This window comes from Acinetobacter colistiniresistens (genome assembly GCF_024582815.1).
Taxonomy (GTDB): domain Bacteria; phylum Pseudomonadota; class Gammaproteobacteria; order Pseudomonadales; family Moraxellaceae; genus Acinetobacter.
This window is the reverse complement of the sequence record NZ_CP102099.1, coordinates 3,181,946-3,208,004: the sequence shown is the minus strand read 5'-3', so window position 1 is coordinate 3,208,004 and position 26,059 is coordinate 3,181,946. Positions and strand designations below refer to the sequence as shown.

Genomic DNA, 26,059 nt, shown 5'->3' with positions numbered 1-26,059 from the left:
AATCAGTTTAGATCATCATGTTGTAGTGTAGGTAATTCATAATCCACACAGAGCCGACCAAGAGTACGGCAATACATAAAATTGTGTAGATAAATGCAATAAGGTTCCAACGTTGTTCAGATGATGTATTCATGTGTAAGAAGTACACAAGTTGTACAAGTACCTGAGCAACAGCAGTAATTGCAATTACTGTAACTAAAACGCCACGGCTGAAACCACCCGACATCACCATCCCGAAGGGGATGATGGTGAGGATAACAGAAAGGATAAATCCAACAGTGTATTGTTTAAAGTTACCGTGTGACGCACCTGCAGCATTATGGTCATGACTACTCATTAGAGAACTCCCAGTAAGTAAACGACGCTGAATACACAGATCCAAACGATGTCAAGGAAGTGCCAGAACAAGCTTAAGCAAGCGAGACGACGTGTATTCGGTAAGGTCAAACCATTCTTTTTGATTTGATATATCAATACCAACATCCACACTAAACCAGAAGTTACGTGGATACCGTGTGTACCAACCAAAGTAAAGAACGATGATAAGAATGCACTGTGAGTAGGGCCATGACCTTCATGTACAAGGTGACGGAACTCATAGATTTCCATACCAATGAACGATGCACCGAAAAGGAATGTAATGAATAACCAAGTGATGACTTGATTTACATTCTTTTTATAAGATGCAAGTACAGCAAAACCAAATGTTACCGATGAGATCAATAAGGCAAATGTTTCAGTTAAGACGAAGCCTAATGAATCATGGAACAGGTCATATGCACTTGGGGTTCCTGGCGGGATATGACTGCTTAATACAGCGAACGCAATGAAGAGTGATCCGAAAAGAATCAAGTCACTCATCAAGTATGTCCAGAAACCAAAGACCGTTAAGTCCGTATCATCATGTTCATGATGACCATCGTGGCCGTGGTTGTCGTGATGAAGTACTTCAGCCATTTCCTTAGTCCTTCTTCAAGTGTTTTTCAAGTAAAGCATAGCGTTCGTTTTCAATACGCTCAACTTCAGCAGCAGGAACGTAGTAGTCAACATTCTTGGTGAATGAACTCACGATCAAGCTAACAACAGCTGAAACGAATGAAACAACAACAAGCCACCAAATATGCCAGATAAGTGCAAAGCCAAGTAATGTAATGAACATTGCAATGACAAAACCAGCAGCACGATCAGTCGGCATGTGGATGTCTTCATATTTAGTGTTACGTGCGTATGCTACACCATTTTCTTTGTCAGTCCAGAAACGATCAACACCGCTAGCTTCCGGTACATGTGCAAAGTTATAGAATGGGGCAGGAGATGACGTTGCCCATTCAAGGGTACGGCTATCCCACGGATCGCCAGTATGGTCCATGTTGTCCTTACGTTGTAAGAAACCAACGATGATTTGCATCAAGAAGCAGGCAATACCAATCGCAACAAGAACAGCACCAAACAACGCAATCGCCAAGTACGGATCCCATTCTGGGTTGTCATATGTATTCAAACGACGTGTCATACCCATGAAACCAAGGATATAAAGTGGCATGAATGCAAAGTAAAAACCGAAGAACCAGAACCAGAATGCAGCTTTACCCCATGCTTCATTGAGCTTCCAACCAAACATTTTTGGCCAGTAGAAGATGATGCCGGCAAACATACCAAACACCACACCACCGATAATTACGTTATGGAAGTGAGCGATCAAGAACAATGAGTTGTGTACAAGGAAGTCCGCAGGTGGAACAGCCATAAGTACGCCAGTTAAACCACCAATACCAAATGTTACCAGGAAGCCAAGCGTCCATAACATAGGAGTAGTAAAGGTGATGCGACCTTTATACATTGTGAATAACCAAGAGAAGATTTTCACACCTGTTGGAATCGCAATAACCATGGTCATGATACCGAAGAACGCATTAACGTTCGCACCAGCACCCATGGTGAAGAAGTGGTGAAGCCATACAACGAACGCAAGAACAGTAATCGCAATCGTTGCATACACCATAGATTTATAACCGAACAACGCTTTACGAGAGAAGGTTGCAACGATTTCTGAGTATAGACCAAATGCTGGCAATACCAAGATATATACTTCAGGGTGACCCCATGTCCAGATCAAGTTCACGTAAAGCATTGGGCTACCGCCAAGCTCATTGGTGAAGAAATGGAAACCGAAGTAACGGTCAAGTGTAAGCATTGCAAGCGTACCTGTTAATACAGGGAATGATGCAATGATTAATACAGCCGTACACAGTGAAGTCCACGTAAAAATAGGCATGTCCATCAATTTCATGCCAGGCGCACGCATCTTGATGATGGTAACAAAGAAGTTAACACCAGATAAAAGCGTACCTAGACCAGAAACCTGAAGTGCCCAGATATAGTAGTCAACACCTACACCAGGAGAATATTGAATGCCAGATAGAGGAGGGTAAGCCATCCAACCAGTCGCAGCAAATTCACCTAATACAAGTGAAAGCATCATCAAACCAGCAGCGCCTGCGAATAACCAGAAGCTTAAAGAGTTTAATAATGGGAAAGCAACGTCACGAGCACCAATCTGTAAAGGTACAGAGATGTTCATCATACCAACAACGAGACCCATGGCCACGAAGAAGATCATGATTACACCGTGCGCGGTGAAGATCTGGTCGTAGTGGTCAGGATGTAAGTAACCTTCGCCGCCGCCTTTCGCGAGGAAAAGTTGTAGACGCATCATGATCGCATCGGCGAAACCACGCAGAAGCATGACCACAGATACGATGATATACATGATACCAATCTTTTTATGGTCTACAGTGATAAACCACTCATTCCACAAATATCCCCATTTCTTGAAATAGGTGATACCGCCCAAAACAGCAATTGCACCAAGTGCCATAAAGACCATGGTGACAAGTACAAGGGGTTCAGTCGGGATAGAATCCCACCCCAATTTACCAAAAATCATATCCATGTCTTATTCCCCTTGAGCAGCGTGTTCTGCTGCAGCATGAGTTTCTGCTGTTGCATTATGTCCAGCAGAATGGTCAGCACCGTGATAGTTACTCATATAATGGTTGATGATTGTTTCAAACAATTTTGGCTCAACTGATGAGTAATAAGTCACTGGGTGTGGCTTAGTCGGGAACGGTTTCATCGCTTCAGCTTTAGCAAGTGCTTCTTGATCACCAGCAGCTTTAGCACGATTCACTAAATGTTCGATCTGATGCTTAGAACGATCGCCATCTTTAAGCGTTGCTAACTCAGCTTGGTCAAGTGTGCCTTTTTGAATTGCTTCAGGGTTGATACTTGTACCATTACCAGCTTTAACTGCTTCTACCCATTGTGCAAATTCTGGCTCAGTCACGCTATGTGCTTTAAAGCGCATTTGTGAGAAACCGTAACCTGAATAGTTTGCTGAGAAACCACGGAAAACTCCTGGCTCATCGGCTAATAGATGAAGGTGAGTTTGCATACCAGCCATTGCGTAAATCTGACCGCCTAACTGTGGGATGAAGAACGAGTTCATCGTAAAGTTAGAAGTGATTTTAAAGCTTACTGGTGTTTGTTCTGGGAAGCGTACTTCGTTTACCGTTGCAATATTTTGCTCAGGATAGATAAAAATCCATTTGAACTGTTCAGCGACAGCTTGAATAGTCAATGGTGCTTTATCTGATTCTAGCGGACGGTAAGGGTCGTACTTGTGGGAACCCCACCAAGTTAACCAAGCTAAAATACCAATAATAATGACAGGTACGCCCCATACAACAATTTCAATTGCCGTAGAGTGTGCCCAAGTAGGTTTATAGTCTGCATCTTTATTCGACGCGCGATATTTCCAACCAAACCATAATGCCATGACGATTGATGGAATCACCACCAATAGCATTAGATAGATCGCAGTCATCATCAAGTTACTTTGACCTTGACCAACTGGACCTTTATTGTTTAGAAGTACCATATCACCACCGCACCCAGTTAAGAGTGCAGCCATCGTTGATAAAGACAATACAGCTAAAATCGTTTGTCTCATTTTACAACCTCGGTGAAGAGTCCCATTCCCTAATTAAATTATGGGATAGCGATTAAAGTGTCGCGTGATTGATAAGAATTGTATAAAAAATGCTTAGCAATCACGCGACACCGCTACGTTGTTGGGCATTATGCCTCATATTGAAAAACTAAGCTACTGATAAAGTGGTCTGAACTGCTTGTTTTAAAACCCGATTTATCTTGTAGGGATTGTTGTTTCGGTACATTTTTTTCTATAGATATCAATTTAATATATAAAAAGAGGAATAAATCCTCTTTTGTTTATTGATTTGTGATTACTGCTTAATTACCTTGGTTTTTGCCAATTTATCGTGCAAAGTTTGACGATTTTTAGTAAATGCGAATAAAGCATAATCAATCACGGTAATGATTGGGATTAGAAGAAGGTTAAGAATAATGAAGAGCACACTTCTTACCCAGAAGGCCCGAATTGTGCTGACTGGCGCAGCGGTTTCTACATCTACAATTTTAATCTTGGCGATTTTTTTACCTAGGCTCTGGCCTGATTTTGCAATGAAAAATGCTTGGATCATGAGCATAATAATCAGGTAAGTAAAGATCATTATCCATGCTTCACTTGGAATTAACTGCATCAGTTGGTGCTGTAATTCTACTGCTTTATCCGATGCAATTTGGGTTGCTTGCATCTGTTTTTGAATCTCGAATAATTCTTGATATTGGCTTTCATTAAAAAAGAAAGATGGAATTGAGGCCATTGGTAGCCATAAGATTAAATCAAAAACCTTTGCCAATGCACGAGAGTGAAAAGGGGCTAGTTCAGGTGCTTTCTGTTCGACTTTGATTTTGTAAGTTGGTTCATTCGTTTCAGTTTTAACTTGAGCACTAAAAGGAGAGTAACCTACAGGTTCGTAGACAAGTTTGCCTTGTGTTAGTTCGCCAAGTGTTTTCCATTCGGCCATGCCTTCATGCCAAGCTAAATCGGTCAATAAAACTTGTTGACTAGCAAGCATCTGGTTCACTTGTTCTAAACTATAAGGTCCTGCTTGTTGATTGTTACGAGCCAAGTAAATTTGCATAATTTAAAAATCTCAATTACGAAAGATGAAAAAAGACCCTGCAAAGGAGGGTCTTTTTCTAAAAAAGACTAGGCTTGCTTGATTTGTTCTTCAGCAAGGAAGAACCATGTATCAAGTACTGAGTCAGGGTTAAGTGACACAGATTCAATCCCTTGTTCCATAAGCCATTTAGCAAGGTCAGGGTGATCCGAAGGACCTTGACCACAAATACCGACATATTTGCCTGCTTTACGGCAAGCATGAATGGCCATAGAAAGCAGCGCTTTAACTGCTGGATCACGCTCATCGAATAAGTGAGACACGATACCAGAGTCGCGGTCTAGACCTAGTGTTAATTGTGTTAAGTCATTTGAGCCGATAGAGAAGCCATCGAAATGTTCAAGAAATTGCTCAGCCAATAATGCATTGGTTGGAAGTTCACACATCATAATGACTTTAAGACCATTTTCACCACGTTTTAAACCATTTAGAGCAAGCAACTCAATGACGCGTTTTGCTTCAGAAACAGTACGAACAAATGGGATCATGATTTGAATGTTGGTTAAGCCCATTTCATCACGTGCTTTTTTCAAGGCACGGCATTCAAGCTCAAAACAATCACGGAAGTTGTCAGAAACATAACGACTTGCACCGCGGAAGCCCAACATTGGGTTTTCTTCTTCAGGTTCGTATAACTTACCACCGATCAAATTCGCATATTCATTCGATTTGAAGTCGGACATACGTACAATCACTGGCTTGTCTGCAAATGCAGCTGCAAGTGTAGAGATGCCTTCAACCAACTTTTCAACATAGAATTCAACTGGTGAAGAGTAACCCGCTGTACGTGCCATGACAGCAGCACGTGTTTCACGTGGCAAGCTTTCAATATTCAATAATGCTTTTGGATGTACGCCGATCATACGGTTAATAATGAACTCAAGACGTGCTAAGCCAATCCCTTCATTTGGAATTTGAGCAAAGTCAAATGCGCGGTCAGGGTTACCGACGTTCATCATAATCTTGAATGGTAGTGATGGCATTGAGTGAATCGAGTTACGTTGAACTTCGAAATCTAATGCACCTTCATAGATGAAACCTGTATCACCCTCAGCACAAGAAACAGTCACTTCTTGACCGTCTGAAAGGACTTCGGTGGCATTACCACAACCTACGATTGCTGGAACACCTAATTCACGTGCAATAATGGCAGCGTGACACGTACGACCACCACGGTTAGTGACAATCGCAGCAGCACGTTTCATGACGGGTTCCCAGTCTGGGTCAGTCATGTCAGAGACAAGTACATCACCGTCTTGAACCTTATCCATTTCTTTAATTGAAGTCACAACGCGAACTTTACCAGAACCAATACGTTGGCCAATTGAACGACCTTCACAAATCACGGTGCCGCGTTGTTTTAACAGGTAGCGTTCCATTGTGCCGACATTTTGACGGCTTTTTACAGTTTCAGGACGTGCTTGAACGATATAGATTTGACCATCATCGCCATCTTTTGCCCATTCAATGTCCATTGGCGAGCCATAATGTTGCTCAATGATCAAGGCTTGTTTAGCCAATTCATGTAATTCATGATCATTGAGTGCAAATTGTTGACGTTCTTGCTTTTCAACATCAACCACAACCACAGATTTACCTGCCGCACCTTCTTCACCATAAATCATTTTTTGGTGTTTAGAACCGAGGTTACGACGTAAAACAGAGTGTTTACCTGCATTTAAGAGCGGTTTAGATAAATAGAATTCGTCAGGGTTAACTGCACCTTGCACCACCATTTCACCTAGACCGTAAGATGCGGTGATAAATACCACATCACGGAAACCTGATTCTGTATCTAGCGTGAACATAACACCCGCAGCGCCAGTTTCTGAGCGAACCATACGTTGTACGCCAGCAGAAAGAGCGACAACACTATGTTCAAAGCCTTGGTGTACACGGTAAGCAATGGCGCGGTCATTATAAAGAGAAGCAAAAACCTCTTTAATCGCGATCAGAATATTATCGATCCCACGAATGTTGAGGAAAGTTTCTTGCTGACCTGCGAAAGACGCATCGGGTAAATCTTCAGCAGTCGCAGAAGAACGAACTGCAACGGCAATGTCTGGGTTACCGTTTGAAAGTGCTGCAAATGCATCACGAATTTCTTGTTCTAAAGTTGCAGTGAGCGGAGTATCAACAATCCATTGACGGATTTTTGCACCGGTTTCAGCAAGTGTAATTACATCATCAACATTAAGCTGAGAAAGTTCAGCTTGAATACGAGCGTTTAAGCCGCTTTGATCTAAGAACTCACGATAGGCAGCAGCAGTTGTTGCAAAGCCACCCGGTACCGATACACCAGCATTGGATAAATGACTGATCATTTCACCCAGAGATGAGTTTTTCCCGCCTACGAGTTCGACATCGTGTTTTCCTAATTTTTCCAGACCGATTACGCGCGCTTCCAAAGTATTTACTCCACTTTTTTTGCAGTATGAATGACCATCATTGGTATGAAATTATACAAAAGTGCTTAGATTTAGTATTTTACTAAGCGACAGTCATGTTAGATGAGTTTACTATAAAGATTATAGAGCACTAAGACAAATGTTTAAGGAGAATTTTGATGCCCGTAAGTAAAGAAATTAAACGGAGCGTTTTTTTTATTTCAGATGGTACCGCAATTACCGCAGAAACCCTTGGACATTCACTACTTGCGCAATTTCCGAATGTTGATTTTGACATTCATATTATGCCTTATATCACCACAGAAGAAGCCGCAATGAATGTGGTGGTGGAGATCAATGCTTGTCAATCTCGAGATGGCTCTTTACCACTGGTTTTTGATACGTTGGTTGATCCGCATGTCCGTGAAATTATTAACACGGCCAAGGCTGTAAATCTTGATGTATTTGAAGGATTAATTAGTAAACTAGAACAGGAAATCGGGATCCCGCCAACAACTCTAGTTGGACAAACCCACGCAGTAACTGATTCAGAATATTATAAAGCACGTATCGATGCCGTTCATTTCGCACTGGATAATGATGATGGGGCAAGAACGCGCCATTATGATAAAGCCGATATCATTTTAATTGGCGTGTCTCGTTCGGGGAAGACACCAACTTCGATTTATTTGTCACTGCAATTTGGTGTGCGTGTTGCGAACTATCCTTTGACCGAGGAAGACTTGGATGATAACCGCTTGCCTAAAGTACTACGCGAACATAAAAATAAACTTTTTGGTTTAATGATTGATGCCGAACGTTTGGTGGCAATTCGTAATGAGCGTAAGGCGAATAGTCGTTATGCTAGCTTTAGCCAATGCCAAATGGAGTTGCGCGCCATTGAGGGGATTTACATCTCTGAGGGAATTAAATATTTAAATGTAACTGAAATGTCGATTGAAGAAATTTCAACACGTGTTTTACAAATGACGGGTTTAAAGCGTCGTATTGGTTAAGTGGATCAGGCAGTCTAAAAATGTCTGTTAGACTGCCTCAAAACTATCTTAGTCGGATTTAAAATTTGTATGGAAATACTATTTACTAATAAATTTTTGATATTAAACAATAAATAAAAATGGTTGGCCAGTCATATAGCAGGTGATAATTTGACTGCATTTCTGCTATAATATTGTGACTTATATCTCATTTTATTTCTTGTTGTTGGTGCTCTATGGCTTTTATTGCGACTGAATATCTTGATCGAAAGAGTTCTGTTTGGAACAGAAGTCTGTGAATCTCGCGTTCCCTTTTCACTCCAGCCACCAAATGAGTGAAGTTCAGCAAAACATTTATAACAGTATTCCGAGTCTGGTCTGGTTGCTTTCAGAGCAAGGTGATGCCTATTTTTTTAATAGTGTCAGCCAAGAATATATCGGCTTTAATAATCTAGAACATTTTGCGCAAAATTGGGTGGATTTAATTCATTCTGATGATATTTCACTGCTCCGTAATGAATGGGAGCATGCTTTTTGTTCGCGCTTACCTTTTCAACTCGAATGCCGCCTGAAACATCGATCAGGTTCGTACCGCTGGTTCTCATTGTCTGCAAAGTTTTTGAACGCTGAAGTTGAGGGTCAAGGCTATTGGTTTGTTAACAGTGTTGATATTCATGAAACCAAACAATATCAACAAAACCTGGTGAAGTGTATTAATGAGCAAACCAGTATGCTGGATAATAGTATTGACTGTATCAAATTATTAGAAGCAGATGGCTCATTATTACATGTCAATAAAACAGGCTGTATCGCACTTAATATCCAAGAAAATAATCATCGATTTGGCATGAAGTGGGCTGAACTTTTGCCTTTAGAAATGCGTTCTAAAGCAACCTATGCCTTGAAAACAGCACTCAAAGGAAAGACAGCTCGCTTTCGTGGAATGAGTGGCGAGAGCACAGAGCGGCAATATTGGGATAATTTGCTGACACCTATATTAAATGATCAGGGACAGATTGAGCAGGTCTTATGTTTGTCACGGGATATAACGACACAGAGGCAAACGGAAATACAGCTCCGCCTGTCTAGTGAACTAGATGAATTAACGGGGCTTTATAATCGTCGTTTTTTGAAACGCCAGTTGAAACGTGCCCTACATCGACATAAAAAAGATGAAAAACTGGTTGGCTTGATGTTACTGGATCTGGATTACTTCAAGCACATCAATGATACGCTGGGGCACTCAGCAGGTGATCATTTACTGCGTATTCTATCTAAACGTATCGAAAATATTTTGCCAGAAAATACCTTTGTTGCCCGTTTGGGGGGGGATGAGTTCGCAATTGTCGTGAATGGTATTGATACCGAAGCAGAACTTGAAAAAGTGGCTATAGATGTGAGTCGACAGCTAGATGCACCTATTACTTATGCGGGAAGTGTGATTAACGGTAGCATGAGTATCGGTTGTGCGATTTATCCGCGTGATGCCAAAGACTCTTCAAATTTAATGAAGTGTGCGGATACAGCTTTAAATGATTTGAAAGCTGCCGGTCGTGGTGGTTTCCGTATGTTTAATCCGCAAATGCAGATCGCGGCACAGAATATTGCCATTCAATTGAATGAGGCACGACATATTATCCGTGATGGCCTAATGGTTCCCTATTACCAACCTAAGGTACGGTTATCAGATGCGAAAGTTGTGGGTTTTGAAGCATTACTGCGTTGGCAAACAGAGGATCAATGTATTCATTCGCCTCATAAAATAGAACAGGCTTTTCAAGACTATTCATTAGCGACGAAAATTAGTGATGCAATTCAAAATAAAGTGTTTAAAGACATTGCCATGTGGATTGAACAAGGATTAGATGTTGTTCCTGTGTCAATCAATGCAGCACCAGTCGAATTCTTGAAAGATAATTATGCTGAGCGTTTATTGCAGCGTTTGAATTTATATAAAATTCCGCACCATCTGGTAGAAATTGAAATTACTGAACATATCTTGGATGACCGTGGTTCTGATTATGTGATTCGGGCATTAAATTTATTAAAACAGCAAGGTGTTAAAATTGCGTTGGATGATTTTGGTACAGGTCACTCATCTTTAACCCGCTTACGTGATTATCCAGTGGACTGTCTGAAAATTGATTGTGATTTTATTCGTCAAATGAACGAAGATGATGCAATTTTAGCAATCGTTCAGGCCATTATTGCTTTAGGGCCGAAGTTGTCTTTGGATATTGTTGCTGAAGGTATTGAAAATATTAAACAGCTTGAATTACTCAAATCGTCTGGATGCTCGATTGGGCAGGGGTATTTATTTAGTGCTGCGGTGAATGTGCAACAAGCCACAGCAATGCTTCAACATGGCGTATGAGTGGTATCACTTCAATCATAAAAATTAAATAACAAGGCTTATCATATTAAGCCTTGTATTTAGGTGAGGTGCTTAGTGAGCTTTAAGATCCATCAAGAGACTAAAATTTTCTAAACGTTTTTCTGTATCGTAAATATCACAGGTAAAAATAAACTCATCAACATCATATTGTGCTGCAATTTTATTTAAACCCGCTTGTACTGTAGCTTGAGAGCCAATTTGTGCCATGGCATAAAAATTCTGAATAGCCAATTGCTCAGCACTTGTTGCAAGCCCTTGAGTTGAGTCAATCGGTGGTCTGAGCTTTAAACTATGACCACGAATCAGATTTAAAATACGTTGATAAGAACTGGTCGCTAAATATTGAGCCTCCGCATCTGTTGCCGCGACTACGGTTGGCACCCCCATGGAAACATAAGGTTTGTCCAGATATTCAGACGCCTGGAAATTATCACGATAAATTTCGATTGCTTGGCCTAACATTCTTGGGGCAAAGTGTGAGGCAAAAGAATAGGGCAGCCCGAGCCTAGCTGCCAGTTGTGCGCTAAATAAACTTGAACCGAGTAGCCAAACTGGGACATGGGTGTTTTGACCTGGTGTCGCAATAATTCTTTGGTTGGCCTGTGGTGCTTTAAAGTATTGCAAAATTTCCGCTACATCCTGAGGGAATTGATCTTCAGTTTCCTGACGGCCACGTCGCAGGGCACGCATGGTCATTTGATCCGTACCAGGAGCACGACCTAAACCAAGTTCAAAACGATTTGGATAAAGTGTTGCCAAGGTTCCGAATTGCTCTGCAACCACCAATGGTGCATGGTTTGGCAGCATAATACCGCCTGAACCAAGACGGATGTGCTGCGTATTTGCGGCAATAAAGCCCAATAAAACAGCAGTTGCAGAACTGGCAATCCCATCCATATTATGATGTTCAGCCAGCCAGAATCGCTCATAGCCTAATTTTTCAGCATGTTGTGCGAGTTCTAGTGCATGTCGCAGTGAAAACTCGATACTTTTGTCATCCCGAACTGGTGCAAGTTCAAGTATAGAGAATTTTATATCTTGTAGTGATTTCATCATTGATTCTCAAAACCATATATCGAAATAATACGATATAAGTTGAGTTTTGTATATCGTTTTTGATCGATATATTGTGTTGTTGCTATAAAAAAAGCGCCCGAAGGCGCTAAAAGGGTAACTTGTTGTTCTGTTAATTTAGCGATCTTTATACCAACCACGGTGGCGACCATTATCATGGCGATCATCATAGCGGGAATTGTAATAACGGCGGTCATCATAATGGCGGCGGTTTTCATAACGGCGATCATAGCGACGGTCATCATAACGGCGGTCAGCATCACGATCCTGACCAACTTTTTGGCCTAAAGCTGAACCACCTGCAGCACCTAAAGCGGCGCCAATATAACCACCATTTGTGCCTCCCATATTACGGCCAACAGTATAGCCCCCAACACCACCTAAGCCGCCACCAATCGCGGCTTCTGTGCGGTCACGTCGGTTACTGGATGCGGCTGCACCACCTGCACCACCCAAAGCAGAACCAATCATGGCACCTGTATTACCACCTAGTTGTTTACCTAACGCGGTACCCACTACACTGCCTAAAGCGGAAGTTGCGGCTACACGAGCTGTATTATCTGCATGTGCCACAGTCATCATCGATGATGCTGCAAGAACCACGCTACATAACCACAGATTTGATTTCATAATGAAACTCCTTGTCCATTCTTTTGGACAGTATTCTTTTGCTTGCGATAAATGTAACAAGAGATTTGAGTGAAAATATGGAGTGCAATCTCTGGATTGAGAGAGTTTGAGGAGGTTTTTGTATGGCTTATATTACAAGTGTAGAAATTGTGAATAAATTATAAAAATAAAGAATGAATACGCAACAAACAACGGTGCACGTGCGAATCGAGTACAATAGCTGCAGTTTAAATTGGGGTACATATATGCTGCTGGAAAAAATTTTGCAATCACAAGGCTTTGGTTCACGTAAGTATTGCCAGCAGTTAATAAAAAATGGGTCTGTCCAGATCGATCAGCAGGTTTGTAATAATCCGAAGCAGAATATTGCGACAGATCAACTTTGTTTTCAGGTCTTTGGTGAAGAATATCAATATCGCGAACACGTTTATATTGTCTTAAATAAACCTCAAGGGTATGAGTGTTCGCATCAAGCCACACATCATAAGAGTGTATTCAGTTTATTGCCAGAGATTCTGATTCATCGTGGTATTCAATGTGTAGGACGCTTGGATCAAGATACTACAGGGCTATTATTGCTGACCGATGATGGCCAATATCTACAGGCATTGACTCATCCACGTAAACATGTACCTAAGGTTTATCATGTCAGCACTGCTGATCCTGTCACAGCTGAACAGCAAATGAGACTAGAGCGGGGCGTTGAGCTGCGGAATGAAAAAGGGATTTACGCGGCAACAGATGTGCAACTTTTTTCAACCCATCAACTGTCGATGACCATTCATCAAGGCATCTACCACCAAGTCAAAAGAATGCTTGCCGCTGTTGGTAATAAAGTTGAAGCTTTACATCGTCACCAGATAGGCTCACTCGAATTGCCTGAATTGTCACAAGGTGAATGGATGTATTTAAGCGATGAGCAAAAGCAGCTGAGCCAAAATATCTCGGGAGAAGATTAATTATTTAAGGAAGCAGTGATAGGTCTTGAATTCACTGTCCTGAATAAATCCCATTTGTTCATAAAGACGATGGGATTGATAGTTATTTTTCTGGGTTTCTAGACTGATGCGTTGAGCATTTTCATGCCGCGCAAATAGAATTGCAGTATCAATGAGTTGTTTGGCGGCGCCTTGTTTACGGTAGGATGGTGTCACATAGACATCATCAAGGATGTAATAGGTTTCACAAGCAACGGAAGAAAAGGCGAGATAAAGCAGGACAAAGCCTGTAAATACATCATCTTTCACATGAATGAAAATGACACTGTCTTTATTGTCAAAGCGGTGCTTTAAAAACTGATAAGATTGTTCAATATTTGATGATGCTCCGTAGAACTGACGATATTCGTCAAACAAGACAGCAAGTTGATGTAGATCTTCTTTTGTGGCTCGCTTAACAATCATTCCTACACATCCTTACACTTATAATTTTATTCGGACTGTCAGAATAACCAAAAAAATTCAGCTGAAAAATAAAAACTTGTTTGTAAATGCAACATTGTTAAGTTTTGTCACTTTCACCGAGCAATGCATTCAATTCTTCAAACAAATCTTCATGATCATCTTCAATCTCGGTCGCCGATGGATTTTCAGCATTAGCCACGGCCTTGGATTTACGCAGTTTGAGTAACTGTTCCATGTTGATGTTTTGGTTTTCGATCGTAAAAGGGATCGACTTGGTCAATACCACTTGTTTGAAGAAAAGGCGAACAGCCTGAGCAGGGGAGATCCCCAACTGTTTAAATACAGCAAAGGCTTGCTTCTTTTCCTGTGAATCGAGGCGAACCTGATAAACTTCTGTTTTTCGCATGAAGAATGTAACCACATATTTTTAGTTATCGTCATGTATTTTAAACCATTGCAATGTAATTTCAATATTTTTGAAGCGAAAAAATAGATTTTTTGTCATTACGTTGTGGTGGCAATGCAAGTTCAAAGTGAGAACTAAAATGCATTTCCTGTTTCAAAATCGGGTCAAGGAATTGAATTTCTTTGGCCAGTAATTGTAAAGGATGGCTAAAATCATCTTCTGCTTTATGTTCAATATTTGGATAAAATGAATCATTAAGTATTGGAATATCAAGATAATTTAAATGAACACGTAATTGATGTTGTTTGCCCGTTTTAGGCATTAGTTGATATTTGGCGTAGTCTTGATTATGTTCCAATAGTTCGATCAAGGTTTCTGTATTATTTGCTTTTTCTTGATTAATTTGCATGGTGTAAAAAGGCTGGCCTTTTTCTAAATGCAGCTGCAAAATTTGCGGAAAATGCAGTTCAGGGCGATAAGCTGCAATCGCATGGTAGGTTTTTTGCACTTTTCTTTCGGCAAAAAGCTGCTGATAAATGCCTCTGGCAGTCGCTTTTTTACAGAATAGAACCACACCTGCTGTTTCACGATCCAGTCGATGAATGGGGGTAAGATCTGCATAGCCCGTCTGTTTTTTAAGTCGGACTAACAGGGTTTCTTGTACATATTGTCCTGTTGGACTCATGGTCAAAAAATGCGGTTTATCGACTACAAGTAGTTCATCATTTTCAAATAAAATTTTATGCTGAAACGGTACATGAATTTCATGGGCCAGAAAACGATAATAAAAAATATGAGTATTGGGTGTGTAAAGACTATCTAACTGGAGTTTGAGTCCATCTGCCGCATAAATCAGCCCATCGGCAAAACGCTGTTGCCATTCATTGATCTGAATATGTGGAAACTGCTGGCAGAGATAATCAAAAACGGTATGTGCAGCAACATCATTGGGTAAAAAGACTTTACTGGCACTGACGCCATTGAGTAGCGGTGGCGTAAATTCAATGATTGATGACATACAGCGATATCGACTCGGTAAACGGTGTAAAAAAAGTCAGTCTAAAAGGACTTTATTAGGCTTTAAAGCAGGGCAATGTTATCATAGCTGCCATTCCAATTTTGTTTTATTTGCCATGTCGTATTCAGTGAAATTTACTCTAAATCATGAACAAGACACTCAGCGTTTTGCGCAGATCCTCTCTGAACAGGTGCACTCAGGCATTATTTATTTAATTGGTGATCTAGGAGCTGGGAAAACCACATTTACCCGTTATTTTCTACAAAACTTAGGACATCAAGGTTCGGTAAAAAGTCCAACTTATACCTTGGTTGAACCTTATACCATCCATGGCAAAGAAATTTTTCATTTTGACCTGTATCGTTTGAATGATCCTTATGAATTAGAATTGATGGGAATCCGTGATTACTTAGATGTAGCAGATGCGCTATTTTTATTTGAATGGCCATCGAAAGGTGGTGATGAAATTCCAAAACCCGATATTGTGATTGATATGCAAAAATCGGAAGATGAACTGACTCGATTCGTGACTTTAACTACCAATTCTGAATCTTTATCTCAAAGTTTGCAGGAACAATTGAATGGCGCATGATTCAACCCGTCGTATTCATACCCTTGATGCTGCTTTAGCCAACCAGATCGCTGCGGGTGAAGTAATTGAACGTCCATCATCAGTCGTTAAAGAGTTATTAGAAAACTCAATTGATGCGGGTGCAACCGAACTGATTATTCGTGTGGCACAAGGCGGTTCGACCTTGATAGAAATCATTGATAACGGTAATGGTATTCATCCGGATGATTTATCTTTGGCCGTGATGCGCCATGCCACCAGTAAAATTCAAACAGCAGATGATTTACATGCGATTGTAAGTTTGGGATTCCGTGGAGAGGCTTTGGCTTCGATTGCAGCGGTATCACGCTTGACTCTCACGAGTAGTCAAGACGAGCAGGGCGTGGGCTACCAGGTGGAAGTGAATGGTACCGCATTTGATCATCAGCAGATTCAAGCGGTGGCTGCACAAAAAGGCACACATATTCGTGTCCAAGATCTATTTTTTAATGTACCCGCACGCCGTAAATTCTTAAAAAAACCGACGACAGAATTTAATCATATTGAAGAAATTGTACGTCGTTTGGCTTTAACACATTTCGATATTCGTTTTGTATTGGAGCATAATGACAATATCCGTTTAAATCTGCCAGTGGCGGACAGTGGCGAACTACGCTATCAGCGCGTACAACAATTGTTGGGTCAAGCATTCATCCAAAATGCCTACTGGATTGATGCTGAAAGTATCAATATGCGTTTATCTGGCTGGTTGGGGCATCCTTCTGATGCCCGTGCGCAGGCAGACTTGCAGTATGTCTATGTGAATGGTCGTATTGTCAAAGACAAAACCATTTCGCATGCGTTACGTATGGCCTATGAGGGAATCTTGCATGGGCACCAGCATTCCTCTTATTTATTGTTTTTAGAAGTTGATCCTGAAAATATTGATGTCAATGTGCATCCGACCAAGCATGAAATTCGGTTTTTGAACCAGCGTGAAGTGCATGAGTTTGTACGCCATTATGCCAAAGCTACTCTATCGCAATTTCAGACAGCAACTGCAGATCTGGCACAAGCCATGAAAACAGATGAGGCCACAACAGAAAATTTTAATTATCAGCCTCAACCCAAATACCAAGAACAATTCAGTTTACATCGTGCGGCAGTCGAAGCAGAACCAGAATTAAATGAACAGGTTGCTGTGTCGACAGATTTATTGACTGAGTTTAATCAAAGTCGTCCACAAGCGGTGCAGTATAATTCAGCACCACAAGAGCCGCGTTATAATGGCTCTGCGCAGTTGAATAATGCACTCAAAACCTATCTGGCGCCTTTGCGTGAAGAGCAAATCCCCTCAGCTCCCTTTGATAAAGGAGAAGCTATAGATGATCAAACGATGCCTTCTCGTGTGGATGAGTTCCCGTTGGGGATTGCGATTGCACAACTGCATGGTATCTATATTTTGGCGCAAAATACCGAAGGCTTGATCATTGTGGATATGCATGCCGCACATGAACGTATTTTGTTGCAACAAATGAAGTCGGCATGGGATAAACCGGAATTTTGGATCTCACAGCAGTTGCTGATTCCAAAAGTGGTTTCCATTACCCGTATGCAGGCCACCCGTGTAGAAGATTTACAACCACAATTGCAGCGTTTGGGTTTGGAGATTGACCAGTATGGCGATGAGCAGGTGATTGTGCGTGGTGTACCTGCGATTTTGCATAAAGCTGATTTTGGAAACTTAGTTCCTGAATTATTAAATGATCTTGATCCAAATGATGAGGCACGAGGTTTATTACAAAAACGTGATGAATTGCTTGCAGGTATGGCCTGTCATGGTGCTGTGCGCGCCCATCGCCAGTTAAGCCTTTCTGAAATGAATGCTTTATTGCGTCAAATGGAACAGACAGAATTTGCCAGCCAATGTAATCATGGGCGTCCAACTTGGCGAGCATTTCCACTTCATCAATTAGATAAATTATTTGCTCGAGGAGAGTAGTTTTACATGTCAAATCAATTGCCCGTCATCAATTTAATGGGGCCTACCGCAAGTGGTAAAACAGCATTGGCATGTGAGCTGTATGAGCGCGGTAATTTTGAACTGATTTCGGTTGATTCCGCTTTGGTGTATAAAGATATGGATATTGGTACGGCAAAGCCAACCAAAGCAGAGCAGCAACAATATCCGCATCATTTGATTGATATTATTACGCCTTTAGAGGTGTATTCAGCAGCACAATTTGTGGAAGACGTATGCCCACTGATTGATGATATGCATGCACGCGGCAAAACCCCGATTTTAGTGGGGGGAACTATGCTGTATTTTAAAGCCTTGCTTGAAGGTTTAGCGAGTAATTTACCCAATGCTGATCAAGGTATACGGGATGAGATTATTGCTAAAGCTGATCTTGAGGGGTGGCAAGCGGTTTATGATGAGTTGGCTGCAGTTGATCCTGTGGCAGGGCTAAAATTTAAAGTGTCGGACAAACAACGCATTATTCGTGCACTTGAAGTTTATCGAATTACCGGTCAGCCGATAACAAAACTACAAGCTGAGCAGCCTAAAAATCAACCATATCGTTACACATTTCATAACTACGCTTTGATGCCTGATCGTTTAGAATTACATCAACGCATTGAGCAAAGATTGAGCAAAATGTGGAGTATTGGTTTTTTAAATGAAGTAGAGGAATTAATTAAAAATACGATTTAAATGATAATTTACCGTCTATGCGGTCTGTTGGTTATCGTCAAGCATTGGATTTTTTATTAAAAAGTGATTTAAGTCTCGAAAATAAACTAGAAATGGAGAATAAAGCCCTTTTGCGACGAGGCAATTAGCCAAACGTCAATACACATGGTTACGTTCTTTGCAAGAATTACACGATTTTAAAACTTACGTGACGATAAAGCAGGCGAAAGAAGACTTGCGAAACTTCTTTGGATAAAGCAAAATTCGCAGGCTGTCTTTTATAATTTTTAGTTGAAAAATAAAGATAGTTTTTTGCGCTGATTTAAAAATTTTTTGGAGTTAAAAATGTCTAAAGGTCAAACTTTACAAGATCCGTTCTTAAATTCTCTCCGTAAAGAACGTATTCCAGTTTCTATTTTCCTTGTAAACGGTATCAAATTGCAGGGTCATATTGAGTCATTTGACCAATATGTTGTTTTATTAAAAAACACTGTAAGTCAAATGGTTTATAAACACGCAATTTCTACAGTTGTTCCTGCGCGTAATCCACGCCCAGCTGGTGCTCAAGGTGCTGCAGGTGGCTTCCCAGCTCAAGGTGCAGCAGGCGGCTTTGGCGGTCAAGGTTCTACTGGTGGCTTCGGTGGTCAAGGTGGCTTTGGTGGTCAAGGTGGCGGCTTCGGTGGTCAAGGTGGTTTCGGTGGTCAAGGTGGCTTCGGCGGTCAAGGTGGCTTCGGCGGTCAAGGTGGTGGCTTCGGTGGTCAAGGTGGCTTCGGTGGTCAAGGTGGCTTTGGTCATCAAGGTGGCTTCGACGGCGAAACTAAATTTGAAGATGGTCAAGAAGACGAAAATAATCGTTAATTGATCAATGATCTTTAATCAAATGCCAGTCTCTGCGTAGACTGGCATTTTTTTGTCTTTAAAAAGCTAGAATAAATATTATGGAAATGATTGTTGCTGCGGCATGTTGTAGTGTACTTGTCTCGATCTTGCTGAAATATTTGAAAGCGAAAGGATTTGATGTTTTTCAAATGATCGCGTGGAATTATTTGAGCGCCAGTCTTTTATGTTTTTATTGGTTTAAACCTGATATCACGCATATATCTTTAAATAATACCCCATGGTGGTTGATCCTTATTCTTGCGGTGTTATTGCCCAGTATATTTTTATGTTTAGCCAAATCTTTGCAATTTGCAGGCATCCTCAAAACTGAAATTGCGCAACGCTTAGCCGTGATACTGTCGTTATTAGCGGCCTATTTTATTTTTGGCGAACAGTTTAGCCAGTTAAAATTAATAGGTGTAGCACTCGGGATTATTGCGATTTTAGCGATCATTATTGGACAGGCCACAGAGCAAGCAAGTAAAGGCATAAATTTAAAATCAGCCTTGTTTTTGTTGAGTGTCTGGGCCGGTTATGCTGCAGTTGATGTACTACTCAAATATAGCAGTAGCTTAGGTTTGCAGTTCGCAGTCACACTGAATTTAACATTTATTGTGGCTTTCGTTTTTTCGATTGCGTATATCGCAATTACTCAGCCGAACTGGCAGCCTAAAAACATTTTTATGGGTTTGTTTTTGGGTGTGCTAAATTTCGCCAATATCGCTTTATATGTCAAGGCCCATATGATGTTTAAAGAAACCCCAGCGATTGTTTTTGCTGGTATGAATATTCTTGTCGTGGTACTTGGCGTGCTTAGTGGCGTAGTAGTATTTAAAGAACGCTTAAAAGCCTATACATGGATTGGATTGATCTGTGGTGTGGTTGCTGTCCTGTGTTTAGCCAAAGCAATGATGTAAAGCGACTTGGTTAAATTTGATGGAAGTAAAATTATGACTAGTAAGAGACTGAGTAAAGAAGAGCGTAGACAACAGTTGTTGCAGGTGGCCCGTTCAATTATTCGCACTCAGGGTGTAGAAGCCCTAACTCTGGGATATTTAGCAGAGCAAGCTGGTATTACTAAGCCAATTACATATCGACACTTTATCGACCGTGAAGGTTTATTGATTTCGATTTATCAAGAGTTTGATCATAAACAGACTGCTGAGCTTAATCGGTCTTTAGCTGCCGAAGCAAAAACCTTACAGCAAACTATTCATATTTTTTGCGAAGCCTATTTAAGTTGTTTTATTTCAACGGGTCCAGAGGTTGGATTGGTGATTGCTGCTTTGTCTGGTAGTGATATCTTGCAAAACTATTTTCAGCAATGTCAGCAAAAATTCACAGAAATTTTTAAACAAAGCATGCGTCCATTTATTCAATTGGATGGAAAAGAGGGTGAGGCGATCGTGATCGCGATCATGGGTCTGATTGAAACGGTATCGACAGCAGCAAGTAAAAATCAAATTGATGCACTGACTGCACAACAGGTGATGGAAAATTCACTTTTAGTTATTTTACAAGATTATTCAGCGACCTAAATACAGGCATCAAGAACTGAGTTGACAGTATAAGTTACTATTGGTAACTTGTGTGAATCATTTATTCGGAATTGATCTATGTCTAATTCAAATAAACTCCAGCATGCTTTGATTGTCATAACACATCCAGATACACGATCACTTTCTCATCAGATTGCACAGCATATTTTCCGTGATTTAACAGAAAAGGGAATTTCAGTAGAAATTGCTGATTTATATAAGGAAGGCTTTCAAGCTGTGATGACGCTTTCTGATATTGAAGCTTATCGTGGTCGTCAAGCTTTGGATGCCGATGTTCAATTTGAACAAGCGCGCTTTGATCGTGCAGATATTGTCTATTTTATTTTTCCTGTGTATTGGTGGTCAGTTCCTGCTTTCTTAAAGGGCTGGATTGAACGTGTATTTAGTCAGGACTGGGCCTATAAATACGATGAACAGGGGAATCTATTGGGGATTCTAAAAAATATTCCAGTCAAATTGATAGGGACGGCAACAGGAACGCAATCTGGATACGATCGGCATGGTTATACACAAGCGATTCATAAACAAATCGTAGAAGGTATTTTTGCCTATTGTGGGATTGATGATGTTCAGACATCAATGCTGTTTAAAGCAGATTTTATTCAGGCCGATGATCTGAAGGCCTTCTTTGAAGAATTAGACCAGACTGTTTTAAGTCAATCTCAAATCAATACGAATGCGTAATGTTAAGCCCTAATAATAAGGTGTAATTGGTCATTATTAGGGCGTTGATTCAAGCAATGCTGTTATAGACGAGTAAAAACCACTTCATCTGGGAGTCGTGATTTAGGCAATTTGGCATTGAAGTCTGTTTCACTGCGATAACCTAAAGCAACAACTACAGAGGCTTTTAGCCCTTTTTCAGTTAATCCGAATTCTTGATCAATCAGTGTTCGGTCAAATCCTTCCATTGGAGTCGCATCAATGCCTTCTAAGCCTGCTGCAAACAATAATTGTCCGAGTGCAAGATAGGTCTGGTTTTCCATCCATGCGGGAAGATTTTTGAGTTCATTGCGATAGAATTCAACATAGCCATGACGGGTATCTCGTTGGCCTTGTTTGGCTGCTTCATCTTTAAAGCGACCACTGAGATCATCTTGTTGTAAGAGTTGCTCTAGGTATTCAGCTGAAATATCTGTACGGGTACAAAATACAAGCGTATGTGAAGAGTTGAGAACTTTGGCTGCGTTATACACATAATTGCCTGTCAATGCCGATGCGATACGCTGCTTTGCCTCGTCAGATTCTGCAACCAAGAAGTGCCACGGTTGAATATTGACTGAGGAAGGGCTAAAACGTAATACTTCTAACAGTTTCTCAAACTGGGCTTGGGGGATCTTTTTTTCTGCATCATAAGCTTTTGTGGCATAACGTGTTTTTGCTGTAGCTAAAGTATCCATCCGTCATTCACTCGATTTAAAAAATTTAATTTATTCTACTTGATCTCACTGTCGCTGAAAGTAGCTAAATGTGATTTTGATATCGATTTAAGTCGTATGTGGGTTTTATCAGATTGGTTAACGTTCTGATGAGTTGTAAGAAAATAAAGTAGAGCCTGATCACAAGTCTCAGCGATCAGGCTTTTGTATGGAGGTATCTATCAATAGGAATGTGAATGTATTATTGAATATAAAACAAAGCTCGACTCACTCCATTTAGGCAATGATTATTTGATATATGGTAAGAGGCAATTATTTTATTGTTTAATTCCAGCATATCACCATTCATTCTCACCTCTTGCTCAGGCTTTAGTTGAATATTTCCATCGGTAATTATTCCATTTTCCCATCGGAATTCATTTGGGAAAATAAGTGGAAGATTATTGTTCGCTGTTGAGAGGTAAACACAGTTGTTAATGACTTTAATGGTTCCTCCTGCGATACCCAGTCTTGAGCCCGTACCCATTTTTTTATAAGTCACTAGCTCAATTTCAGGTTTAAGCTGAGATATGTTCATAATGTCCTCTTTTGAATGACATCCACTTAACATGGCGAAAGTTAGGAGCATAATAAAAAGGTTATGGTGTTTATTGAGTAACAATGCTGGCACCTATCGAATTTAAATAATCGAGACTGGTATAGATTGAGATATCTACTGGACTCGTTGAATCTTGGCCTTTCCAAAAACAGGCATGCATAATTCCATATCCAGTAGTTAATGCAAACCAAGGGCCACCGCTGTCTCCAGGATAACAACGTAAAGAACCTTGCCCAGTTGTATGGTCATGTCCTGCATTCCCGTTGGTATTTTTAACAATAACAAAGGTATTACCATTGTTTTCTGCATTTCCTCCACTTATGCTTTCAACTTCACCGCAACTCTGTGTCAGAGTTGTAACATATTGACCTGTTTTACCAAGATGACAAATATATGCTCCATTTACTGTACCATTATCATATGGAGTTCCTGCACGAGTTTTTGTTGCTGTTAATTTTCTAAAGTTGACGCTTGAATCTGCATAAAATTCGGCTTTAGCCGCTTGAGTTGAAGATGTTCCCGCTGGAAGGAATCCAAGGTCAGCAACACTATCATCTCTCCAGCCACTTGAAATGGGTTGAGATGCGGGTAGAAGTGGGATGATATATTTTGTTCCATCCCGATCTGAATATTGATATTCAGAAAATTGGCCTACCGATGCACAGTGTCCTGCAGTTATAATTCCTAATACATTGTTTCTTTTGCCAATAAATCCACTAAAACAAGCAATTTGGCCTTTTACAGAATCTGGTGCAGTTGCTAGTAGGGGTGATCCTCCTCGAGTAGCCACTCTTCCCCCAAAAGGAACAACACTAATTTCAACAGGAACAGCCAAAAGGACTTCTGCTATTTGTTTTGCATTGCCTTTATCCGATTTAACATACACTTTCGCATTTCCTGTTTTCTCATCGTCATAGACTAACTGTAGTTCTGGGAGTGATTTTTTTAGCTGCTCTCGTTTAGATTCAATATTCTTTAAACGTTGTTCTTTTGTTTTATAATTTTGTTGACTAAAATTAATAGGAGCGGACAATGGTTGTGAATATTGTGTAGCCACTGTTCTGATGTCTGCATCGCTAATATTAAATTGTTTTCTTAAATTAGAATTTCCTTTACTTGAGATAATGCTTTGGACTGCTTGTGAAGTCTTAGGTTTAACCGTTAATGACGTTGGTAAATTTTTAGCATAATTCGCGACATTCACTTTTAAAGCAAAGTCATTTTTACTGTTGTCAAAATACATTCCTTGTAGATCACCTTTTACATTGTTTCTAATATTGGAAATATCAGAAGATGTCCCATGCATAATCAATAATCTTCGTATGGCCTCATCATAAGGTACATCATATGAAGCTGCATAGAATTTTGCATCAATTGCTAAAGCTTCTGCCTCATTTATGAGATTTGAGTCATCTGCGAAAGCAGAGTTGGTCGAAATAATTAACAAAGTGAGAAAAGACACTCTTTTTAGGATCGAAAATTCATCCTGAATTGTGTTGTGTAAATTCAATATAGATGAACATTGTTAAGTTTTTCTAAAATAAAATGAAACTAAAAATTACAGCTATATGATATTGGGAGTAAATTTTATTTAAAGAAATTTATATTAATTTATTGATTTTACTTATATGTCTTGAGTGTTAATAATTCCACTGTTTAAACTCTAATTGATAATTTTCTTGCTCGTTGAGCTCTAAAATCCAAGCTGAATCTGCTCGCCAGTCTCCCAAAACAATACGCTGTTTATTCAGGACATGATGAATCTCTGGACGATGGGTATGACCGTGAATTAAATAATCAACATGTTCAATCACGGATTCGACTGCTTGAGCATTGACATCCATGATGTCATAGCTTTTCAGCTGTTTGGTTTCGCTACTTTTTTTCCGGAAACCATTGGCCAGTTTTTGTCTAAAGCTCAATGGGGTGCGTTTTAATAACCCTAATATTAATGGGTTACGGATCACTTTGCGAAAACGTTGATAAGCAACATCATCGGTACAGAGCGCATCACCATGCTCCAGTCGGAAGGTATGCTGCTGAATCTGTAGGCTATAAACGTCTGGCAATAGAATGCCGTTAAATCGAGATAGGAATTTTTGACCCAAAGCAAAATCCCGGTTACCGACCTGAAAGTAAACTTGGTTGCCTGCATCGGTAAACGCTTGTAAGGCATTGACAATTTCATCTAACCACGGTGCAGTATAATCATCGCCAATCCATGCATTAAACCAGTCTCCTAAGATATAGAGCTGGGTATTTTTATTGTGATATTCATTTAATAAAGCCAAAAACCCTCGAATGAGTCGAGGGTGATCGGGTGACAAGTGTAAATCTGAAATAAACAGGTAGGTCACACTTTTATCCTATTTTATAATCCCTCCCAACCTCCCTTTATAAAGGGAGGAGTTCCCCTCTTTTTTAAAGAGGGGTTAGGGGAGATTTTTATTCAGAGATAATTTTAGCAGACTCAATTACAACGTTTTCTAAAGGAACATCTGCATGATAACCACGGTTACCTGTACGAACGCCTTTGATTGCTTCTACAATGTCCATACCTTCAACAACTTTACCAAACACGGCATAACCCCAACCTTGCGCTGTTTTACCAGTGTGGTTTAAGAAAGAGTTATTTTTAACGTTGATAAAGAATTGTGCAGATGCTGAGTGAGGAGCTTGAGTACGCGCCATTGCAATCGTGCCTTCATCGTTGCTTAAGCCGTTGTCAGCTTCGTTTTCGATAGAGTCACGAGTTGCTTTCTCTTTGAAGTTTTCATCCATGCCACCGCCTTGGATCATAAAACCATCAATCACGCGGTGAAAAATTACGCCGTCATAGAAACCGTCACGTACATATTCTAAGAAATTTGCAACCGTTTTTGGTGCTTTTTCAGCGTTAAGCTCAAGAACAATACGACCTTTATTGGTATTTAATTCGACTTGAGGAAAACTCATTACATTAATCTCCTAAACATGGGCAAAT

At 40.4% G+C, this 26,059-nt stretch carries 25 protein-coding genes and 1 pseudogene; 10 read left to right on the top strand and 16 right to left on the bottom strand.

Annotated features, from left to right (window positions below):
• Positions 1-7: 7 nt before the first annotated feature.
• The 6 genes from NQU59_RS15375 to ppsA all read right to left on the bottom strand — a co-directional run bounded on the left by NQU59_RS15375 (position 8) and on the right by ppsA (position 7,516).
• A complete protein-coding gene (locus NQU59_RS15375) occupies positions 8-337 on the bottom strand; it encodes a cytochrome o ubiquinol oxidase subunit IV (RefSeq protein ID WP_005242336.1) in 330 nt (109 codons plus the stop codon).
• Complete coding sequence (cyoC, locus tag NQU59_RS15370) at positions 337-957, bottom strand: cytochrome o ubiquinol oxidase subunit III (RefSeq protein WP_257064003.1); 621 nt, start codon at positions 955-957, stop codon at positions 337-339. Before cyoC ends, NQU59_RS15375 begins: the two co-directional genes overlap by 1 nt.
• 4 nt (positions 958-961) lie before the next feature.
• On the bottom strand, positions 962-2,953 hold the full coding sequence (cyoB, locus tag NQU59_RS15365) for a cytochrome o ubiquinol oxidase subunit I (RefSeq protein ID WP_004771587.1): 1,992 nt from the start codon (positions 2,951-2,953) through the stop codon (positions 962-964).
• Positions 2,954-2,956: 3 nt separating this feature from the next.
• Positions 2,957-4,012 carry a ubiquinol oxidase subunit II gene (cyoA, locus tag NQU59_RS15360; protein WP_005242332.1) on the bottom strand — a complete coding sequence of 352 codons (1,056 nt, stop codon included), beginning with the start codon at positions 4,010-4,012 and terminating at the stop codon, positions 2,957-2,959.
• A 295-nt stretch (positions 4,013-4,307) separates the two neighbouring features.
• Positions 4,308-5,069 (bottom strand): RDD family protein, encoded by a 762-nt coding sequence (locus tag NQU59_RS15355; protein ID WP_043970426.1) that lies wholly within the window; start codon positions 5,067-5,069, stop codon positions 4,308-4,310.
• Positions 5,070-5,137: 68 nt separating this feature from the next.
• Positions 5,138-7,516, bottom strand: a complete 2,379-nt coding sequence (gene ppsA / locus NQU59_RS15350; protein ID WP_043970423.1) for a phosphoenolpyruvate synthase — start codon at positions 7,514-7,516, stop codon at positions 5,138-5,140.
• A gap of 158 nt (positions 7,517-7,674) precedes the next feature.
• Here ppsA and ppsR point away from each other — a divergent pair, with 158 nt between their 5' ends.
• Together ppsR and NQU59_RS15340 are read left to right on the top strand one after the other, a co-directional pair.
• On the top strand, positions 7,675-8,511 hold the full coding sequence (gene ppsR, locus NQU59_RS15345) for a posphoenolpyruvate synthetase regulatory kinase/phosphorylase PpsR (protein WP_005242327.1): 837 nt from the start codon (positions 7,675-7,677) through the stop codon (positions 8,509-8,511).
• 274 nt (positions 8,512-8,785) lie between these two features.
• Positions 8,786-10,864, top strand: coding sequence for a sensor domain-containing protein (locus tag NQU59_RS15340; RefSeq protein WP_257066323.1), 2,079 nt, complete (start codon positions 8,786-8,788; stop codon positions 10,862-10,864).
• 72 nt (positions 10,865-10,936) lie between these two features.
• Here NQU59_RS15340 and NQU59_RS15335 read toward each other — a convergent pair whose 3' ends face one another.
• Positions 10,937-11,938 (bottom strand): LLM class flavin-dependent oxidoreductase, encoded by a 1,002-nt coding sequence (locus NQU59_RS15335; protein WP_257066321.1) that lies wholly within the window; start codon positions 11,936-11,938, stop codon positions 10,937-10,939.
• Between the two features lie 138 nt (positions 11,939-12,076).
• Positions 12,077-12,589, bottom strand: a complete 513-nt coding sequence (locus NQU59_RS15330; protein WP_005242321.1) for a hypothetical protein — start codon at positions 12,587-12,589, stop codon at positions 12,077-12,079.
• Positions 12,590-12,834: 245 nt separating this feature from the next.
• On the opposite strand from NQU59_RS15330, the gene NQU59_RS15325 reads away from it, so the two are divergent.
• The gene (locus NQU59_RS15325; RefSeq protein ID WP_257064002.1) at positions 12,835-13,548 is read left to right on the top strand and encodes a pseudouridine synthase; all 714 of its coding nucleotides are present in this window, start codon (positions 12,835-12,837) and stop codon (positions 13,546-13,548) included.
• Here the strand turns inward: NQU59_RS15325 and NQU59_RS15320 are convergent, their stop codons facing one another.
• From NQU59_RS15320 to NQU59_RS15310, 3 genes are all read right to left on the bottom strand, one after another.
• Positions 13,549-13,992 (bottom strand): GNAT family N-acetyltransferase, encoded by a 444-nt coding sequence (locus NQU59_RS15320; RefSeq protein WP_005242317.1) that lies wholly within the window; start codon positions 13,990-13,992, stop codon positions 13,549-13,551. It abuts the gene before it with no gap.
• A 97-nt stretch (positions 13,993-14,089) separates the two neighbouring features.
• Complete coding sequence (locus tag NQU59_RS15315) at positions 14,090-14,398, bottom strand: type II toxin-antitoxin system RelB/DinJ family antitoxin (protein ID WP_005242315.1); 309 nt, start codon at positions 14,396-14,398, stop codon at positions 14,090-14,092.
• Positions 14,399-14,459: 61 nt separating this feature from the next.
• On the bottom strand, positions 14,460-15,416 hold the full coding sequence (locus tag NQU59_RS15310; protein WP_257064001.1) for a pseudouridine synthase: 957 nt from the start codon (positions 15,414-15,416) through the stop codon (positions 14,460-14,462).
• 115 nt (positions 15,417-15,531) lie between these two features.
• Between NQU59_RS15310 and tsaE the strand changes: the two genes are divergently transcribed.
• The 7 genes and pseudogenes from tsaE to NQU59_RS15275 all read left to right on the top strand — a co-directional run bounded on the left by tsaE (position 15,532) and on the right by NQU59_RS15275 (position 21,783).
• Positions 15,532-16,008 (top strand): tRNA (adenosine(37)-N6)-threonylcarbamoyltransferase complex ATPase subunit type 1 TsaE, encoded by a 477-nt coding sequence (gene tsaE / locus NQU59_RS15305; protein WP_257066319.1) that lies wholly within the window; start codon positions 15,532-15,534, stop codon positions 16,006-16,008.
• Positions 15,998-17,968: a DNA mismatch repair endonuclease MutL gene (mutL, locus tag NQU59_RS15300; protein WP_043970412.1), complete on the top strand. Its 1,971-nt coding sequence runs from the start codon at positions 15,998-16,000 to the stop codon at positions 17,966-17,968. The genes tsaE and mutL overlap by 11 nt, the downstream gene beginning before the upstream one ends.
• Positions 17,969-17,974: 6 nt before the next feature.
• Positions 17,975-18,917, top strand: a pseudogene (miaA, locus tag NQU59_RS15295) (tRNA (adenosine(37)-N6)-dimethylallyltransferase MiaA).
• A gap of 89 nt (positions 18,918-19,006) precedes the next feature.
• Positions 19,007-19,519 carry an RNA chaperone Hfq gene (gene hfq / locus NQU59_RS15290; RefSeq protein WP_005242305.1) on the top strand — a complete coding sequence of 171 codons (513 nt, stop codon included), beginning with the start codon at positions 19,007-19,009 and terminating at the stop codon, positions 19,517-19,519.
• Between the two features lie 80 nt (positions 19,520-19,599).
• Entirely contained in the window at positions 19,600-20,457 is an 858-nt protein-coding gene (locus NQU59_RS15285; protein ID WP_257064000.1) for an EamA family transporter, read from the top strand.
• Positions 20,458-20,490: 33 nt separating this feature from the next.
• Positions 20,491-21,078: a TetR/AcrR family transcriptional regulator gene (locus NQU59_RS15280; RefSeq protein ID WP_257063999.1), complete on the top strand. Its 588-nt coding sequence runs from the start codon at positions 20,491-20,493 to the stop codon at positions 21,076-21,078.
• A 78-nt stretch (positions 21,079-21,156) separates the two neighbouring features.
• Positions 21,157-21,783 (top strand): NAD(P)H-dependent oxidoreductase, encoded by a 627-nt coding sequence (locus NQU59_RS15275; RefSeq protein ID WP_257063998.1) that lies wholly within the window; start codon positions 21,157-21,159, stop codon positions 21,781-21,783.
• Positions 21,784-21,845: 62 nt separating this feature from the next.
• Here the strand turns inward: NQU59_RS15275 and nfsB are convergent, their stop codons facing one another.
• The 5 genes from nfsB to NQU59_RS15250 form a co-directional block, all read right to left on the bottom strand.
• Positions 21,846-22,499, bottom strand: a complete 654-nt coding sequence (gene nfsB, locus NQU59_RS15270) for an oxygen-insensitive NAD(P)H nitroreductase (protein WP_257063997.1) — start codon at positions 22,497-22,499, stop codon at positions 21,846-21,848.
• Positions 22,500-22,719: 220 nt separating this feature from the next.
• The gene (locus NQU59_RS15265; protein WP_005274333.1) at positions 22,720-23,055 is read right to left on the bottom strand and encodes a hypothetical protein; all 336 of its coding nucleotides are present in this window, start codon (positions 23,053-23,055) and stop codon (positions 22,720-22,722) included.
• A 70-nt stretch (positions 23,056-23,125) separates the two neighbouring features.
• A complete protein-coding gene (locus NQU59_RS15260) occupies positions 23,126-24,586 on the bottom strand; it encodes a S1 family peptidase (RefSeq protein ID WP_257063995.1) in 1,461 nt (486 codons plus the stop codon).
• 130 nt (positions 24,587-24,716) lie between these two features.
• Positions 24,717-25,433 carry a UDP-2,3-diacylglucosamine diphosphatase gene (locus NQU59_RS15255; protein ID WP_005242295.1) on the bottom strand — a complete coding sequence of 239 codons (717 nt, stop codon included), beginning with the start codon at positions 25,431-25,433 and terminating at the stop codon, positions 24,717-24,719.
• 88 nt (positions 25,434-25,521) lie between these two features.
• Positions 25,522-26,031, bottom strand: a complete 510-nt coding sequence (locus NQU59_RS15250) for a peptidylprolyl isomerase (RefSeq protein WP_004654349.1) — start codon at positions 26,029-26,031, stop codon at positions 25,522-25,524.
• Between the last annotated feature and the right edge of the window lie 28 nt (positions 26,032-26,059).